The following is a 17,078-nucleotide window of genomic DNA, read 5'->3' on the forward strand; positions in this document are numbered from 1 at the left end:
AGGGGTCCCCTTCGGCTATGCCCTTAAAATTCTGGGGACATTTGCCGGAGCGGAGGTCGTCGTCAAGCTGAATTGTTCGTATAGCCTACGCTTTGTTCAACGAAATGTCATAAATGCAACCATAACAGGGTGTGAGGGGCGAAGCCGTGGGTGAGCGGGGCCGGGAGGCGCCGTATCGGCGCCTCCATCGCAACCTTACGGAGAATGGCTATGGTCAGAGCACCGTCAGCATGCTGGCGACCAGCGGGTGGCGGACGATGTCCTTCTCGGTCAGGCGGGCGACCGCGATTCCCTCCACCGCCTCCAGCCGGCGGGCGATGTCGGCCAGCCCGGACAGGTTGTCCAGCAGGTCGGTCTGGTCGGGGTCCCCGGTCAGCACCATGGTGGAATGCCAGCCCAGCCGGGTCAGCAGCATCTTGATCTGGGCATAGGTGCAGTTCTGCGCCTCGTCGATCACCACGAAGGCGTTGTTCAGGGTGCGGCCACGCATGAAGCCCACCGGCGCGATCTCGATCGTGCCGTCGGCCATCATCATCCGCAACCGTTTGGAGCCGAGCCGGTCGGTCAGCGCGTCGTAGAGTGGGCGCAGGAAAGGCGCCATCTTCTCATGCATGTCGCCCGGCAGATAGCCGATGCTCTCGCCGGCCTCGATTGCCGGACGGGACAGCACGATGCGGTCGACGCTGCCGGATTCAAGCGCCTCCACCGCCGAGGAGATGGCGATGTAGGTCTTGCCGGTTCCGGCCGGCCCCAGCGCCACCACCAGATTGTGCGTCTTGATGGCGTCCATCAGCAGCTTCTGGTTGGGGTTCTGTGGTTTGATCTTGCGGAGATAGCTCTGGTCACGGCGGTCGTCGCTCCCACCGAGCGGATCCCAGCCGGTGCCGGCGGGGCTGCTCATGCCGGGGAAAAGCGGGTGGACGGTGGAGTCGTCCGCCGCGGCGATGCCTTTGCTGGAACGCTTGGCCATGTCGCATCTCCTCGAATGGTGGGGGTGGCGCCGGGTCAGGTCACGATGGGTTCGTCGATCGGGACTCCGGGCACAAAAAAACCTCCCGCAGGGGGGAGGCTCGACCGGATGCAGGAATGCGCGATGAAGAGTGCTTCGCCCTGTGCTGCTGCCGGGCATCGTGCCCGAGCCGGACATGCCGGCGCGGGCCGACGGCGGAGGTGCTCTGTAAGCGAAACAAGGTGCAAGAGAACCTCGTCGTCGTTGGAAGCCACGCAACCTGACTGTACCGGTCTTAACGCACCGCGTCAGGCAAAATTGCGGCTGACGCGAAATATTCATACTAGATGTGGTGTGGGTGCCGCAGGAAAGCCGGACGGGACGGGATTGGTAACTCTTTCCGCAGAGCTGCATCGGCCGCCGGATGGCCTTCCGGCCGATGCGGCCGAAAGGCTTTGCCGCAGCCGGACGGTTTCATTAGACTGTGCGGCCACGGGGGAAATCGAACGATATTCCGCAACCCTGGCCTGTCCGCGCAGGTGGATGGCCGCGACCCCAGGTCGTCGCGTTCGGCGGCCGCCGGGTGCGTGGGGATCTGCCCGTCGCCGGGCGATGGCGCGGCGTTCGGGTGCGGCAGTCGATTGTCACCCGTGGGGGCGGGGAAACTCTTGAATCCGACCGCTGCGGACGGCTAGAAGGCGCGGATTGGCTGGCTCGATGCCGGTGCCGTGCGCGATGGCGGTCGGCTCCGGACCGGACGCAGGGCGGAACCAGACGCATGGCGGACCGGATGCACGGCACGGGACGGCAGGAACGAACGGGAAGGCTACGGTGAGCAGCGCCAGTCAGGTCGCCGAACGGGATGTGCCGTTCCAGTTGCGTGGCAACTCCTTCACCATGATGGTGCTGAAGGTCTTTGCTCCGACATCGCCGAATTTCTTCACCCAGCTGAACGTGAAGGTGCGCCAGGCGCCGAACTTCTTCCATAACGCGCCGGTCGTGCTGGATTTCGACGACCTGCCGGAGTCCATCGTCTTCGACCTGGCCGCCTTCGTGGCGCAGGTCCAGGCGCTGAACCTGCTGCCGGTCGGCTTCCAGGGTGGGCCGCAGCCGGTGCGCGAGGCGGCGATGAATGTCGGCCTGACGCCGATGCCGGCCGGCCGCGCCGCCAAGCTGGAAGAGGTGGTGAAGGCGCCCGATCCCCGCCAGCATGACCAGCAGGCGCCGGTCGCCGCGCCGCAGGTGCTGATCGAGGTCGTCCACCGCCCCACCGTGGTGGTGACCGAACCGGTGCGCTCCGGCATGCGGGTGTATGCCGAGAAGACCGACCTGATCGTCACCAGTTCCGTCTCGCCGGGGGCGGAGCTGCTGGCCGACGGCAACATCCATGTCTATGGCGCGCTGCGCGGCCGGGCGCTGGCCGGTTTCTCCGGCGACACCAACGCCCGCATCTTCTGCCACAGCCTGGAGGCGGAGGTGCTATCGGTCGCAGGCAATTATCGCGTCAGCGAAGATATCGGCAGTGACTTTTATAAGAAAGCCGTGCAGGTTTTCCTGCGCGACGGCGTTCTGAGCATGGACCTTCTGAAGAGCGGCTGAGACGCTGGAGGACAGGTTCTTTTCCGAAGGGTGAAATCTTCGGATCGTCTATGGTATCGGTGACGGCAACTTTGGGATTATGGGAGAGGCTCCGTTGAGCAAGATCATCGTCATGACCTCCGGCAAGGGCGGTGTCGGCAAGACGACCTCGTCCGCGGCCTTCGCGACCGGACTGGCGCTTCGCGGCTTCAAGACGGTCGTCATCGACTTCGACGTTGGCCTGCGCAACCTGGATCTGGTGATGGGTTGCGAACGCCGGGTGGTCTTCGACTTCATCAACGTCATCAATGGCGAGGCGAAGCTCAACCAGGCGCTGATCAAGGACAAGCGGATCGAGAATCTCTACATCCTCCCGACCTCGCAGACGCGCGACAAGGACGCGCTGACCCGCGAAGGGGTGGAAAAGGTCCTGAACGAGCTGTCGAAGGACTTCGACTACATCCTGTGCGACAGCCCGGCGGGTATCGAGCGCGGCGCCCTGATGTCGCTCTATTTCGCCGATCACGCGATCATCGTCACCAACCCCGAAGTCTCGTCGGTGCGCGACAGCGACCGCATCCTGGGCGTGCTGAACTCGCGCTCCCGCCGGGCGGAGCAGGGGCTGGAGCCGGTGACCCAGCAGCTGCTGCTGACCCGCTACGACCCCGAGCGCGTCGAGAAGGGCGAGATGCTGAAGGTCGATGACGTTCTGGAGATCCTGGCGATTCCGCTGCTCGGCGTCATTCCGGAAAGCCAGGCGGTGCTGCGCGCCTCCAACGTCGGCATGCCGGTGATCCTGGACGAGGTCTCGAACGCCGGCCTGGCCTATTCGGACGCGGTCGGCCGCTTCCTGGGTGAGGACATCGAGCATCGTTTCGTCACCCCCCAGAAGAAGGGCCTGTTCAGCCGGCTCCTGCGGAGGAGCGCATGAGCATCTTCAACTTCTTCCGCGCGGCGCCGCGCGCGTCGGCGGTCCAGGCCAAGGAGCGGTTGCAGATCGTCATGGCGCACGAGCGCGCCGGGCGCAGCGGCCCCGACTATCTGCCGATGCTCCAGCAGGAGCTGCTGGCGGTCATCGCCAAATACGTGAACATCGACGAGAACAAGGTCGAGGTGAAGCTCGACCGCGGCGGCGACTGTTCGACGCTGGAGGTCAACATCGAGCTGCCGGCCCGCGAACAGGCCAAGGCCGCTGCGGCCAAGGCGGCGGAGAAGCCGGCCGGCAACGACGATGCGGCGGCCAAGCGCCCGATCAGCGGCAATGCCGGAGCGAAGAAGCGCATTTGAGCGGGCGCGCGGCTGCTGTCGCGGTCATCCGAACTGCCAGCCTCCCTCCGGTGCGGCCGCGCCGGGGGGATTTTGCGTTTTGGGCGCCATCCGCGCGGTCCGCAAACGGCTTCGGCATCGGACATAGGCCGCCCCTGATCATCCGTCCGGGTTTACGGGCGCGCGGCGACGGGGTATCAACAGAGATACGCCGCACGAAAGGCCATTGGCTCCAAAGGCCTGCCTATGACCGGTCGAGCGATCGGGGTTGGCGGCGGCGGACCGACCACGGGACAAGAGGGTGCCGATGTTCCTCGATTGCTCGTCGCTGATCGCCGAGAACCCGCCGCGGCCATCGAACGGAATTGCGGTCACGGACATCGACGGCGACGGAGCCTTCGAACTGGTCGTGGCCGGCTACCGCACCGCCAACCTCGTCCTGAAATGGGTGGACGGCCGGCTGGTCGACATCGCCGGACCGCTGCTCGCCGATGCCGCCGGTCCCGCCCTGGGGCTTGCCGCCGCCGATATCGACGGTGACGGGCGGGAAGAATTGTATGTGGTCAACTGCGACCGCACCACCGGTGTCAAGGACATGGCCGACCGGCTGTTCGCCTGCTTCGGCAAGCATTGGCTCGACCTGTTCGCCCAGGCGGAGAATGCCGGTGCCGCCAACCACACCGCGGCCGGCGCGGTCGCGGCGATGGACCGTTGGGGGCATGGCCGCTACGGCTTCCTGGTGGCGACGGATGGCGGGCCCTTGCGCCTGTACGAGCTGACCCGCCGCGGCCGGCTGGAGGATGGGGCGGAGGAGGCCGGGCTGGACTCGATCGGCGCGGCACGCGGCGTCACCGCCCTGTCCATCGTGTCGGACCATATGGACGTGGTGACGGTCAACGACGGCGGTCCCAACGAGCTGTTCCGCAACCTGGGCGACGGCAACTTCGAGGAAATCGCGGAAGAGCGCGGTATCGCCGATTCGCGCCCCTCCGGCCGCGCGGTGGTGGCGCTGGACGCTGACGGCGATGGGCTCTTCGATCTCGTGGTCGGCACCTGGGACGGCGCGCAGCGCTATTTCCAGCAGCGCATGGGCGGCGGCTTCGTCGAAACGGCTGGTGCCGACTTCTCGATGCCCGGCCGCATCTTCACCGTCGTCGCCGCCGATTTCGACAATGACGGCTATGAGGAACTGTTCTTCCATGCCCATGGCGAGGCGAACCGCCTGTTCGGCTGGCGCAATGACCAGTGGCAGGAACTGGACCTTGGCGACGCTGCCGAGCCGAAAGGGTTCGGCACCGGCGCCGTCGCGGCCGACATCGATGGCGACGGGCGTCTGGAGCTGATTCTGGCGCATGGCAGTTCCCATGGGGGCTCCCATGGCGGCGGCCATGGCGCAGAGGGCAGCGCACAGCCGTTGTCGGTCTTCCGTCCGCAGGCGACCAACAATGGCTGGCTGCGCGTGCAGCCGCTGACCCCCTTCGGCGCGCCGGCCCGCGGTGCGGTGGTCAGCCTGATTGCCGGCGGGCGCCGCCAGCGACGGGCGGTGTGCGCCGGCTCCGGCTATCTCTGCCAGGGCGAACCGGTCGCCCATTTCGGCTTGGGGCCGCTCCATGCGGTGGAGCAGGTGGAGGTGCGCTGGCCCGATGGCACCGTGGTGACGGTGGACAACCCGCCCGCCGACCGACTGCTGACCATTCCCTATCCGCCGGAGTAAGGCGGCTTGGCGGGCATACCGTCCGCACCCAAATATTTCAGCACCGCAATGGGTAGGGTCTTTCCCGCAAGCTTCTGTCACATTACAGTGCAAATGGTTGCGGCGCCCGCGGTGCGGGGCATCGTGCGGCATGACAATCCGGACATAATCCGTCCCTGCCGCCGGTCTTCGCCACGACGAGGGGCATGCCGGGTCCGGCGTGGTCCGGTGCGGGTCAGGGAAGCGGGAGACCGGTAGGCACATGGCACGACGCGACGTTCCCCTGACGGGGGTGGAACGCTTCTTCGACCCGGATGAAGTCATCGTTTCAAAGACGGACCTGAAGGGGCGGATCACCTATGCGAACCGGGTGTTCCAGCAGGTCGCTGGCTACAGCGAATCGGAGTTGATGGGCGCTCCCCATTCCATCGTGCGCCATCCCGACATGCCGCGCTGCGTCTTCAAGCTGTTGTGGGACACGCTGGAGGCGGGGCAGGAGATCTTCGCCTACGTGGTCAACCGCGCCCGCAACGGTGACCATTACTGGGTCTTCGCCCATGTCACACCCAGTTTCGACGCTGACGGGCGGGTGATCGGCTACCATTCCTCCCGCCGGGTGCCGGAGCGGTCGGCGTTGGACAAGGTCATCCCGCTCTATCGCCAGCTCCTCGATATCGAGAACAGCCATGCCGACCGCAAACAGGGGATGGAGGCCGGATTCGCCGCCGTCCTCGCCCTGCTGGCCGAGAAGGGAATCGGATATGACGAATTCGTCTTCTCCCTCTAAAGCGTCGTCCCTGACCCGGACCGGTTGGCTTGTCGCGCTGTGTGTCGCAGCGCTATCAGCCCTGCTGGTGGTCGAACTGCTGGATGCCGGCGGCGTCGCTCTGCGCGCCGGACTGGCCCTGGCCGGGCTTGCGGCGCTTGGCGGTGCCGGTCTGTACCTGCGCCGGGCCGGCGCGGTCGTGCGGCAGTTGGCCGCGGTCAACCGTGCCGTCGCCGCCGGCGACTTCGAGGCGCGGGTGATCGGCATCCGCGAAGGCGGGTCGCTTGGCGAATTGATGCACGCAACCAACGACGCCATCGACCGCACCGACGCCTTCGTGCGCGAGGCGACGGCCTCGATGCATACGGTGTCGGAGCACAAGTATTTCCGCCGGATCGTGCTGCGCGGCATGCAGGGCGGCTTCCTGCACGCCAGCCGGACCATCAATGCGGCGACGGAGAGCATCTCGCAGAAGGTCGCAGGCTTCGCCGGCGTCACCCAACGCTTCGAAGGCCAGATCCAGAGCGTGTGCAGCGAGGTGGCCGACACCGCCCATCAGTTGGAGGTCTCCGCCCGAACCATGGAGACGGACGCGACCCAGGCGACCGGCAAGGCCTCGTCGGTCGCGGCCTCCGCAGCGCAGACCGGCAGCAACGTCGGCAGCGTCGCCGCCGCAACCGAGGAACTGTCTGCCTCCATCGCCGAGATCGCCCGCCAGATAGGCGAGGTCGCGCATGTCGCCGAAACCGCGGCCGGGGAGGCGGAGCGGTCGAACGCGCTGGTCGCCACGCTGTCGGAGGCTGCGCGCACGGTCGGCGACGTCATCACGCTGATCAACGACATCGCCAGCCAGACCAACCTCCTGGCGCTCAACGCCACGATCGAGGCGGCACGGGCGGGGGAGGCCGGAAAGGGCTTTGCCGTCGTGGCGCAGGAGGTGAAGCGGCTGGCCGACCAGACCGCCAAAGCCACCGGAGACATTGCGGCGCAGATCGCCGGAATCCAGTCCTCCACCGACGAGGCGGTGGAGGCCATCGTCGGTATTGGCCGCACCATCACCTCGATCAACCGGATCGCCGCCGGCATCAGCGCCGGGATCGAGCAGCAGGGCTCCGCCGTGCGGGAGATCGTCGTCAACATGGAACAGGCGGCCGCCGGCACCCGTGCCGTGTCCTCCGACATCCGTGAGGTCACCGATGCCGCCGGCCGCACCAGCGGCACTGCGCACGAGGTGTTCGCCGCCTCCGAACGCATGGCGGCCGAAGCCGATCGGCTGACCCGCGAGGTCCAGCGTTTTCTCGACGAGATGCATCGCGTCGCCTGACGGCGATTTTGCCGGTGGGGTGATGTGCGTCGCGTCAACTGCCCGGCGAATGTGCACAGCTTGTGTATGGGATCTCGCAGTGCGGAATTGATCTGGCGTCTTCCCTCTCGCTACGGACTTTTTATTACGCATTTGGCGAGAAATCATGTTACCAGTCGGCAATATGACGGACGTATGACCGCCGGCGCCGCGACCCGTTGAGCAACCTCCCGCCAGCCTGCCATTTGTTTCAGCACCTTAACCGAACGACACTCCGGAAACATCCGGACCTTGCATGTCATCTGCGGCCGAGTGCCGCGGAAATCGGGAAGGGCAGATGGACCGTGGAGTTCCAGTGACCGTTGGCACGGCTTTTGATGAGGGGGAAACAGGGACGGTCATGACGGGGGACAAGACGATGAGCATGGCGGGCACCGATCTGTTCGAGCTGTCGCGGGGCGTGCTGGATGTTGCGTCGAAGAAGGTGTCCTTGATCGAGGACATCACCCGGCGCACCAAGATGCTGGCGATGAACGCCCTGATCGAGGCGGCGCGGGCCGGCGACGCCGGGCGCGGCTTCGCCGTCGTCGCCAACGAGGTGTCGGAGATCTCGACGCAGGTCAACAGCATCACCAAGGAACTGCGGTCGGAGATCGTCGCCCGCGTCGATCACCTGACCACCACCGGCAGCGCCATGGTGCAGGAGATGCACGGCAAGCGGCTGGCCGATCTGTCGCTGAACATGATCGAGATCATCGACCGCAACCTCTACGAGCGCTCCTGCGACGTGCGTTGGTGGGCGACCGACAGCGCGGTGGTCGATTGCGCCGCCGATCCGAGCGAGGACGCCCGCCGCCACGCTTCGCGCCGGCTCGGCGTGATCCTGGAATCCTACACCGTCTATCTCGACCTCTGGATCGCCGACCGCAACGGCACCGTCATCGCCAATGGCCGGCCCGACCGCTATCCCGGCGCCCGCGGCGCCAACGTGTCGGACGAACCCTGGTTCAGGCAGGCGCTGGCCACCCGCAATGGCAGCGAGTTCACGGTCGGCGACGTTGCCCGCAACCGCAGCCTGGACGACCGCGTCGTCGCCACCTATGCCACCGCCATCCGCCGCGACGGCGAGGCGGACGGCGACGCCATCGGCGTGCTCGGCATCTTCTTCGACTGGGAGCCCCAGGCCGCTGCGGTGGTCGAGGGCGTGCGGCTGGAAGCCGGAGAGCGCGAGAAGTCGCGCTGTCTGCTGCTCGACGCCCGCCAACGGGTGATCGCGTCCTCCGACGGCCGGGGGCTGCTGACCGAGACGGTGCCGCTGCGCCGCAATGCCGGCTCCATGGGCCACTACATCGACGACAGGAACCGCATCGTCGGCTATGCGCTGACCCCTGGTTATGAGACATACAAGGGGCTTGGCTGGTACGGAGTCATCGTGCAGGAGCGGTGATTCCGCCGTCTCAAGCCTGTCGCCTTTGCGGATGGGGCCGGGATACACTCCCGGCCCTGTTCCGTTTCGGGGTTCGCGATCATGTCCGCCCAGCAGCTGACCGTCCACCGGGAGAGCTTCCCGATCCGCGGGTCCTTCCGCATCTCGCGCGGGGCCAAGACCGAAGCCGCGGTGGTGGTGGCGGAGGTGACCGACGGACCGCACCGCGGCCGCGGCGAATGCGTGCCATACGCCCGCTACGGCGAGAGCGTGGACGGGGTCGCCGCCGCGCTGGAGGCGATGGCCGGCGCGGTGGCTGCCGGCCTCGACCGCGACTCGCTGTCCCGGCTGATGCCGCCCGGTGCCGCCCGCAACGCGCTGGACTGTGCCCTCTGGGATCTGGAGGCCAAGCGCAGCGGCGTGCCGGCCTGGAAGCTCGCCGGGCTGGCCGAACCGCCGGGACGGCTGGTCACCTGCTACACGCTGAGCGTCGACGAGCCCGAGGCGATGGCCGCCGCGGCGCAGGAGCGGGCGCCGCGACATCCGCTGCTGAAGATGAAGCTGACGGGGGAGGGCGACCTCGACCGTGTCCGCGCCGTCCGCGCCGCCGCCCCCGCCGCCCGGCTGGTGGTGGACGCCAACGAAGGTTGGACGCTGGATCAGCTGCACCGCTTCGCCCCGGTGTTGGCCGGCCTCGGCGTCGAGATGATCGAACAGCCGCTGCCGGCCGGCCAGGACGAGGCTCTGCGCGGAATCGCCTGTCCGGTTCCCCTGGGCGCCGACGAATCCTGCCACGGGTTGGAGTCGCTGGACCGACTGCGCGGCCTCTATCGGGTGGTGAACGTGAAGCTGGACAAGACCGGGGGCCTGACGGAGGCGCTGGCGATGACCCGCGCCGCCCATGCCATGGGGTTCGAGGTGATGGTCGGCTGCATGGTCGCGACGTCGCTCGCCATGGCGCCGGCGATCCTGGTGGGGCAGGGCGCACGCTATGTCGACCTGGACGGCCCGCTGCTGCTGGCCCGCGACCGCGAGCCGGGGCTGGTCTATGACGGCGCGGTGGTGCAGCCGCCGGCGGCGGAGTTGTGGGGGTAGGGGGCGGGGAGGCGTCGGCTGCGATTGCCCCCTCCCTAACCCTCCCCCTCTTCGAGGGAGAGGGGACTGCCGCCGCTCTGCCAATCCACCCTCTCCCGTGAAGCGGGGGAGGGAAGGGGCCCGCGGCGCAGCCGTGGGAAGGGAGGGGGCTCCCCCTCACGCCCCCTGGACATAAGGCGGCGGCGGTGTCCCCACCGACGCCGGCACAGAGGGCGTTTCGGCGATGCCGTTGACCTTGGCGGCCATGATGAAGTCGTTCTCGTGCAGGCCCCTGATCTTGTGGGTCCAGAAGCCGACGGAGCAGTGGCCCCAGCCGAAACGGATTTCGGCATGATGGCCTTCGGCCTCGCACAGGTTTCCCACCTGATTGGCGAAGGCCTGGGCCTGGGCGAAGTCGGGGAACGTGAAGTCGCGCTCGATGCGGTCGGGGTCCTCCTTCAGGACCCAGCCCGGCACCTGCACCAGATAGGAGGCGGCCGTCGCGCGGTCCATCGGCGGTATCCCGCCGCGGCAGGGCTCGCAGGTCTTGCCGGCCAGTTCCTGTGTCGCCGGTGCTTGCGGTGTCATCCCGGTCTCTCCCTTGTTTGTGGGTTGGTCCTGTTTGTAGGGTGGGCGGTCTGGGCTGGAACCTCACCGCCTACAAGCTTGGGTTCGGGCGGGCGCTTCGGCAAGCCCGGCGCCCCCACTGCGCCCTTTTGACAAGATTTTTGGAAGCGACCCGATGACCGACCTGCGCACCGATATGCCCTTCGCCGATTACCAGTACCCGACCAAGCCGGTGGACGGGCCGCGGCTTGCCATCGTCGGCGAGGCGCCGGGGGCGGAGGAGGCCCGGCAAGGCACACCCTTCGTCGGGCGCAGCGGCAGGCTGCTGGACGAATCGCTCGCCGCCGTGGGGATCGAGCGGGCGGAGTGCCTCGTCGCCAACGTCTTCCGTTATCAGCCGCCCGGCAACAAGGTGGGGCATTTCTTCGCCTCGCGCGCCCGCGCCCGCAGAGAGGGGCGGGAGATCGACGAGAGCTGGGGCGCCTTCGGCACGTCGGACCGCCTGCTCGCCGAGTTCGCCGGCGAGATCGAACATCTGCGCGCCACGTTGACCGAGTTTCGCCCGTCGGTGATCGTGGCGCTGGGCCGGACGCCGACCTGGGCGCTGACCGGGGAGAATGGCATCCTGCAGCTGCGCGGCAAGCTGCTGCCTTGCCGGCTGCTGGAGGGGGTGGAGGTCGTGCCGACCTTCCACCCGAGCTATCTGCTGCGCGGCCAGCTGGTCGAACAGCCGACCTTCCTGGCCGACCTGAGGCTGGCCGTGTCGCGCCTCACCCGTTAGGCAACAGCTTCCAGATCGTCGTCTCGCGCGCCTCGCGGTCCTCCAGCTCCAGCGAGGTCGGGACGGTGTAGCTCGCCACCTTCTCGACGCCGGCGGCGGGGAAATAGGCGCGGCCGGGATCGCCCAGCAGGACCAGCGTTCCGGTCGCCGCGATCCCGCGCAGCCATGCCGTCACCCGCTCGGCCATCGGCTTCTCGTAACAGACGTCGCCAGCCAGCACGACGTCGATACCCGGCAGGGGCCGCCCGACCAGATCGGCGCTGACCGCCTTGATCTCGACCCCGTTGGCCATGGCGTTCAACGCGATGGCGGCCAGCGAGAAGCGGTCGATGTCGCAGCACTGGACGCGCGCCGCCCCGGCCTTCATCGCGGCGATGCCGACCAGCCCGGTGCCTGCGGCAAAATCGAGCACCGACCTGCCCGCCGCCAACTCCGGCCGGTCGAGCAACAGCCGCGCCACGGCCTGTCCGCCCGGCCAAGCGAAAGCCCAGTATGGCGGTGGCAAATTCGTGGCGGCCAAGGTCTCCTCCGTCGCCTGCCAGAGGGGCGTCACCTCGGTGGCAAGATGAAGCTGGATTTCCGGCAACAGCGGTGTGGTCGTCAGCGCCGTGTTGTCGCGGACGAAATCTTGCGGAGATGCGTTGTTCATACGAGGTTTCCCAAGGGACTCCGCTGTTGGCGGGATGAAGGACCGTGGCTTATGAATGTTACACAATTCAAACGGTGTAGACACAGCTGCGAACCCGTGTTACCCGTTTCCTCCAGGGGAAAACAGAGGGATTGGGGGAGTCATGCGGCAGAGGGGAACCGCCATCGGCCTTTCGTTTGCGGCTTTGATCGCGCTGAGCCCCCTTACCGTGTCGACGGCTGCCGCACAAGACGGTGATTGCGTCCGCACCGTCCGCTCCATCTCCGATTTCACGATCCGCGGCGACGCCTGGACCTGGTGGGACCATGCCGCCGGCCAGTATGACCGCGACCACCGTCCTGCCGTCGGCTCCGTCCTCGTCTTCAAGCGCACCGGCCACATGCGCCGTGGTCATGTCTCGCTGGTCAGCGCTGTGATCGACCGCCGCACCATCGAGGTCGACCACAGCTGGCTGGATGGCGACGGGCTGCGCCGCGGCATGCGGGTGGTCGACGTTTCCCGCAACAACGACTGGTCGGCCGTCCGCGTCTGGCACGAGCCGACCGACCAGATGGGCCTGCGCGTCTACGCCGCCTACGGCTTCATCATGCCGGAAGGCGACGAGGCCCCGCGCGGCGGCCGGATGCTGGATGCCGGCGACCGCGGCATGGACCAAGGCTTCAGCAGCAGCCCGCGCGGCCGTGCCAAGGCGAACGGCCCGCGCATGATGGAGGCGTCGCTGCACCCGCAGAAGGGACACAGCGTATCGGTCCCCGGCCGCAAGCCGCAGAACCTGCCGGCCACCGCTGTCGCCTCCCACGCCAAGCCGCAGCGGACCGATGTTGCGGTGCTTCCGGTCCGCAAGCCGGGTGCTGCGCATGCCGCTCCGGCTCAGGTCATCGTTGCCGAAGTTTCGGCACCCGGCAGCCGCCACACCGTCGCCCCCGGCCGCAAGCCCGGTTCCGGCAACTCCGTCGCCCAGCTGGCCGATACCAGCGAACGCTGAGCGGGGAAGGGTTTCAAGTTTTCTGGAAGGGCGGGGCTTTGCTCCGCTCTTTTTGTTTTTGGGGGTGGGAGCGTCGGCTTCGATTGCCCCCACCAAAGCACCCTAGAACTTCCCCGCCAGGATCGCGGCCAGCACCAGCCAACCGAACCAGCGGTTGGACTTGAACTTGTCCAGGCAGTCACCCTGATCGTCCGGGCGCCATGTGGCGACCTGCCAGGCCAGTTGCAGCGCCGCCAGCGACAGCACCGGCAGGAACAGGCCGCCCAGCCCGGCCAGACGGCCGGCGATACCGATGCCGACATAGGTCAGGGTGTAGAAGCCATAGATCCAGATCTTGCTCTGGTCACCCAAACGCAGCGCGGTGGACTTCACGCCGATCCGCGCATCGTCCTCCTTGTCCTGGTGGGCGTAGATCGTGTCGTAGCCCAGCGTCCAGGCGATGCCCGTCACATAGAGCGCCACCGCCGGCCAGCCGACACCGTTCTGCACCGCGGCCCAGCCCATCAGGGCGCCCCAGTTGAAGGTCAGCCCAAGGAAGGCCTGCGGCCACCAGGTGATGCGCTTCATCAGCGGATAGGTGAAGACGAGCGCCAGCGACAGCACGCCCAGCCCGATGGCCGTCGGCCCCAGCTGCAGCAGGACCAGAAGCGACACCAACAGCTGCAGCGCCAGGAAGACCAGCGCCTGGCGCACCGACACCTGTCCCGACGGAATCGGGCGGGAGCGGGTGCGCTCCACCATCGCATCGAACTTGCGGTCCAGGATATCGTTGACCGTGCAGCCGGCACCACGCATCAGCACCGCGCCGATTCCGAACAGAGCCATCATCCAGAGCAGCGATGGCCAGTCGCGGAAGGGCTGCGGCATCGCCAGCGCCACGCTCCACCAGCAGGGGAACAGCAGCAGCCAGGTCCCGATCGGACGGTCGAGCCGCGCCAGCGTGACGTAGGGACGCAAACCGGCGGGCAGATGGCGGGCGAGCCACCCGTCCTGACGGATGTCGGTGAAGCCGGACTCTGGAAGAGTGGGACCGGTGGATGCGGTGGGCATGACGGCGGCGTTTCCGCTGTGCTATGGAGATGGCTGAACAGGCGATCAGCGCGAAGGTATCGGGCAGTCGTCCAGGCGGCAAGCACGCTGCCGCTGCTGCCTGCGAGGTGGGTGCGGCGTTAGGCCGGGGCTGTCGCTATGGAAAATAGCAGGTCGGGGACTTGCACGCGCCAAAATCGCACCAATACTGTTTCTTCGTTGCAACCTCAGCAGTCTGCTATCTTAAATGGATATGAACGCAACACCGGACCGTTTCGCCGTCGTGATCGATGACGAGTCGATCATTTTGGCCGGGATGGAGATCATGCTGGACACCTGGGGCTATCAGGTGTTGGCCGCCGAGGATGTGGAGACCATCCTGGCGAAGCTCCCGGGCCATCCGGTTCCCGACGTGATCCTGTCCGATTACCGGCTGCGCGACGGCTGGTCGGGCATCACGGCCGTTCGTGCGGTGCGTGAGGCCTGTGGCGCCGCCGTTCCCGCCATCATCCTGACCGGCGACACCGGCCCCGAGTTGATGGCCGCCGCCAAGACGGAACAGGTGCGCATCCTGCACAAGCCCGTTCAGCCCAACGACCTGCGCCGGCAGATCGAGTCCCTGATCGCCCCAGCCTGATTCGCCGCGCCCGATCTCCGGCACTCGGGTCCGCCATCCGTTTTCCGCGCACCGCTCCCGCGCGTTTCCGTTGTCTCTGATGTGCTGACTTGCACGCCCGCAGCCGGCTATAGTCGGCGCGCGCCCTGCGGAGATGACAACCATGGCCGACCCGATCAAGACCCGCCTGTATGTGGACAGCCCGCTGGCCGAAGGCCAATCGGTTGGGCTGGATCATGAGCGCGCCCATTTTCTGCGCCATGTCCTGCGGCTGGACCGCGGCGATCCGGTCGCAGTGTTCAACGGCCGCGACGGCGAATGGCGGGCGACAATCGACGGCTTCGGCAAGGGCTGGTGCTCGCTGACCGTGGCGGGCCGGCGGCGGGAACAGGATTCGGCTCCGGACCTGTGGCTGCTGTTCGCCCCGCTGAAGAAGGGCCGCATCGACTTCGTCGCCGAAAAGGCGACCGAGATGGGGGTTTCCCGGCTTTGGCCGGTCTTCACCCGCCGCACCGATCCCAACCGCGTCAACATCGACCGGCTGCGCGCCAATGCGGTGGAGGCGGCCGAGCAGTGCGAGCGGCTCAGCGTGCCGGAGATGGGCGAGGCTCTGCCGCTGGACCGCGCGCTGGCCGGCTGGCCGGCGGACCGCCGGCTCTATCTGTGCGCCGAGGCCGGCTCCGCCCGTCCGATCGCGGAGGTGCTGCGCGACGCCCCCGCGGGGCCTGCCGCGCTGCTGGTCGGGCCGGAGGGGGGCTTCGACCAGTCGGAACTTGACGAACTCGTCAAACTCCCCTTTGTTGTTCCCGTGGGATTGGGTCCGCGCATCCTGCGGGCCGATACGGCTGTGGTGGCGGCGCTGGCTTGCTGGCAGTCCTTGACCGGGGATTGGACTGCCGGGGGAAGCGACCGGCGTCCGCCTTTCCGCGCGCCGATCCCGTAACCGGCCGTCACCCGGCCGATCCTCCGTCCACTTCCCGCGAGAGACTTCATGTCCGCACCCCCGACCACGCGCGGCGAACCCATCACCGACCGCCGCCAACTGGTGGCCTATCTCGAATCCGGCAGCAAGCCGGCGCCGGATTGGCGCATCGGGACCGAGCACGAGAAGTTCGCCTACCGCACCTCCGACCTGCGGCCGTTGACCTATGACGGGCCGGACGGCATCCGCGAACTGCTGACCCGCATGACCCGCTTCGGCTGGCAGCCGGTGGAGGAGAAGGGCAACATCATCGCCCTGGTCCAGGACATGGCCAACATCACGCTTGAGCCGGGCGGGCAGGTCGAGCTGTCGGGCGCACCGCTGGAGACCCTGCACCAGACCTGCGCCGAGGTGCACCGCCATCTGCGTCAGGTGAAGGAGGTCGGGGGCGAACTGGGCATCGCCATGATGGGGCTGGGCTTCCAGCCGAAATGGACGCGTGACGACATCCCCTGGATGCCGAAGGGCCGCTACAAGATCATGCGCGACTACATGCCGAAGGTCGGCTCGCTCGGCCTCGACATGATGACGCGGACCTGCACCGTGCAGGTCAACCTCGACTTCGCCTCCGAAGCCGACATGGTGAAGAAGTTCCGCGTCTCGCTGGCCCTCCAGCCGATTGCGACGGCGCTGTTCGCCATGTCCCCCTTCACCGAGGGTAAGCCCAACGGCTTCCAGAGCTTCCGCAGCCACATCTGGACCGACACCGACGCCGACCGCACCGGCGACATTCCCTTCGTGTTCGAGGACGGCTTCGGCTTCGAGCGCTATGTCGACTATCTGCTCGACACGCCGATGTACTTCGTCTACCGCGACGGCACCTACATCGACGCGGCCGGCCAGTCCTTCCGCGATTTCCTCGACGGCAGGCTGCCGGCGCTGGCGGGCGAACTGCCGCTGATCACCGACTGGGCCGACCACACCACCACCGCCTTCCCGGAAGTGCGGCTGAAGAAGTATCTGGAGATGCGCGGCGCCGACGGCGGCCCGTGGCGCAGCCTGTGCGCTTTGCCGGCTCTGTGGGTTGGGCTGCTCTACGATCAGGTGGCGCTGGATGCGGCCTGGGACCTGGTGAAGGACTGGACCACGGAGGAGCGCGCGCATCTGCGCGCCGAGGTGCCGCGGTCGGGCCTGCGCACGACGTTCCGCAATGGGACGGTGCGCGACGTGGCGCTGGAGGTGGTTGCGATCGCCCGCGACGGTCTGGCGCGGCGTGCACGCAACGACAATTGGGGCGACGACGAGACCCACTTCCTCGACACGCTTCAGGTCATCGCCGAGTCCGGCCGCAGCCCCGCCGACGAACTTCTGGAGAAGTTCAACGGCCCCTGGGGCGGCAGCGTCGATCCGGTGTTCAAGGAGTATGCGTACTGAGGGGAGTGGGGGCTTTGCCAGGGTGAGGCCCCCTCCCTAA

At 67.4% G+C, this 17,078-nt stretch carries 17 protein-coding genes; 13 read left to right on the forward strand and 4 right to left on the reverse strand.

Annotated features, from left to right (window positions below):
- Nucleotides 1–214: 214 nt before the first annotated feature.
- Entirely contained in the window at nt 215–970 is a 756-nt protein-coding gene (locus A6A40_RS02775; RefSeq protein WP_063634006.1) for a PhoH family protein, read from the reverse strand.
- Nucleotides 971–1,780: 810 nt separating this feature from the next.
- Here A6A40_RS02775 and minC point away from each other — a divergent pair.
- The 8 genes from minC to dgcA all read left to right on the forward strand — a co-directional run bounded on the left by minC (nt 1,781) and on the right by dgcA (nt 10,076).
- Nucleotides 1,781–2,548, forward strand: coding sequence for a septum site-determining protein MinC (gene minC / locus A6A40_RS02780; protein WP_063634007.1), 768 nt, complete (start codon nt 1,781–1,783; stop codon nt 2,546–2,548).
- Between the two features lie 94 nt (nt 2,549–2,642).
- Entirely contained in the window at nt 2,643–3,458 is an 816-nt protein-coding gene (gene minD, locus A6A40_RS02785; RefSeq protein ID WP_014247062.1) for a septum site-determining protein MinD, read from the forward strand.
- Nucleotides 3,455–3,814: a cell division topological specificity factor MinE gene (minE, locus tag A6A40_RS02790; protein WP_063634008.1), complete on the forward strand. Its 360-nt coding sequence runs from the start codon at nt 3,455–3,457 to the stop codon at nt 3,812–3,814. The genes minD and minE overlap by 4 nt, the downstream gene beginning before the upstream one ends.
- A 286-nt stretch (nt 3,815–4,100) precedes the next feature.
- Nucleotides 4,101–5,507, forward strand: coding sequence for a CRTAC1 family protein (locus A6A40_RS02795; RefSeq protein WP_063634009.1), 1,407 nt, complete (start codon nt 4,101–4,103; stop codon nt 5,505–5,507).
- A gap of 241 nt (nt 5,508–5,748) precedes the next feature.
- Nucleotides 5,749–6,273 (forward strand): PAS domain-containing protein, encoded by a 525-nt coding sequence (locus A6A40_RS02800; protein WP_063634010.1) that lies wholly within the window; start codon nt 5,749–5,751, stop codon nt 6,271–6,273.
- Nucleotides 6,248–7,576 carry a methyl-accepting chemotaxis protein gene (locus A6A40_RS02805; protein WP_063634011.1) on the forward strand — a complete coding sequence of 443 codons (1,329 nt, stop codon included), beginning with the start codon at nt 6,248–6,250 and terminating at the stop codon, nt 7,574–7,576. The genes A6A40_RS02800 and A6A40_RS02805 overlap by 26 nt, the downstream gene beginning before the upstream one ends.
- Before the next feature lie 379 nt (nt 7,577–7,955).
- Complete coding sequence (locus A6A40_RS02810; protein WP_236783713.1) at nt 7,956–9,002, forward strand: methyl-accepting chemotaxis protein; 1,047 nt, start codon at nt 7,956–7,958, stop codon at nt 9,000–9,002.
- Between the two features lie 81 nt (nt 9,003–9,083).
- A complete protein-coding gene (dgcA, locus tag A6A40_RS02815) occupies nt 9,084–10,076 on the forward strand; it encodes an N-acetyl-D-Glu racemase DgcA (RefSeq protein WP_063634012.1) in 993 nt (330 codons plus the stop codon).
- Between the two features lie 156 nt (nt 10,077–10,232).
- On the opposite strand, the gene A6A40_RS02820 is transcribed toward dgcA, so the two are convergent.
- Nucleotides 10,233–10,643: a 4a-hydroxytetrahydrobiopterin dehydratase gene (locus A6A40_RS02820; protein WP_063634013.1), complete on the reverse strand. Its 411-nt coding sequence runs from the start codon at nt 10,641–10,643 to the stop codon at nt 10,233–10,235.
- A 154-nt stretch (nt 10,644–10,797) separates the two neighbouring features.
- Between A6A40_RS02820 and A6A40_RS02825 the strand changes: the two genes are divergently transcribed.
- On the forward strand, nt 10,798–11,403 hold the full coding sequence (locus A6A40_RS02825) for a uracil-DNA glycosylase (protein ID WP_063634014.1): 606 nt from the start codon (nt 10,798–10,800) through the stop codon (nt 11,401–11,403).
- Here the strand turns inward: A6A40_RS02825 and A6A40_RS02830 are convergent.
- The gene (locus A6A40_RS02830; RefSeq protein ID WP_063634015.1) at nt 11,393–12,052 is read right to left on the reverse strand and encodes a class I SAM-dependent methyltransferase; all 660 of its coding nucleotides are present in this window, start codon (nt 12,050–12,052) and stop codon (nt 11,393–11,395) included. The genes A6A40_RS02825 and A6A40_RS02830 overlap by 11 nt on opposite strands.
- A 208-nt stretch (nt 12,053–12,260) precedes the next feature.
- Between A6A40_RS02830 and A6A40_RS02835 the strand changes: the two genes are divergently transcribed.
- A complete protein-coding gene (locus A6A40_RS02835; protein ID WP_236783714.1) occupies nt 12,261–13,037 on the forward strand; it encodes a CHAP domain-containing protein in 777 nt (258 codons plus the stop codon).
- 102 nt (nt 13,038–13,139) lie between these two features.
- Here the strand turns inward: A6A40_RS02835 and ubiA are convergent, their stop codons facing one another.
- The gene (gene ubiA / locus A6A40_RS02840; RefSeq protein WP_063634017.1) at nt 13,140–14,087 is read right to left on the reverse strand and encodes a 4-hydroxybenzoate octaprenyltransferase; all 948 of its coding nucleotides are present in this window, start codon (nt 14,085–14,087) and stop codon (nt 13,140–13,142) included.
- Nucleotides 14,088–14,313: 226 nt separating this feature from the next.
- Between ubiA and A6A40_RS02845 the strand changes: the two genes are divergently transcribed.
- From A6A40_RS02845 to A6A40_RS02855, 3 genes are all read left to right on the forward strand, one after another.
- Nucleotides 14,314–14,703: a response regulator gene (locus A6A40_RS02845; RefSeq protein WP_063634018.1), complete on the forward strand. Its 390-nt coding sequence runs from the start codon at nt 14,314–14,316 to the stop codon at nt 14,701–14,703.
- Nucleotides 14,704–14,845: 142 nt separating this feature from the next.
- Nucleotides 14,846–15,625: a 16S rRNA (uracil(1498)-N(3))-methyltransferase gene (locus tag A6A40_RS02850; protein WP_063634019.1), complete on the forward strand. Its 780-nt coding sequence runs from the start codon at nt 14,846–14,848 to the stop codon at nt 15,623–15,625.
- A 48-nt stretch (nt 15,626–15,673) separates the two neighbouring features.
- Nucleotides 15,674–17,038, forward strand: a complete 1,365-nt coding sequence (locus tag A6A40_RS02855) for a glutamate--cysteine ligase (protein WP_063634020.1) — start codon at nt 15,674–15,676, stop codon at nt 17,036–17,038.
- Nucleotides 17,039–17,078 lie beyond the last annotated feature (40 nt).

The organism is Azospirillum humicireducens (assembly GCF_001639105.2).
GTDB lineage: Bacteria > Pseudomonadota > Alphaproteobacteria > Azospirillales > Azospirillaceae > Azospirillum > Azospirillum humicireducens.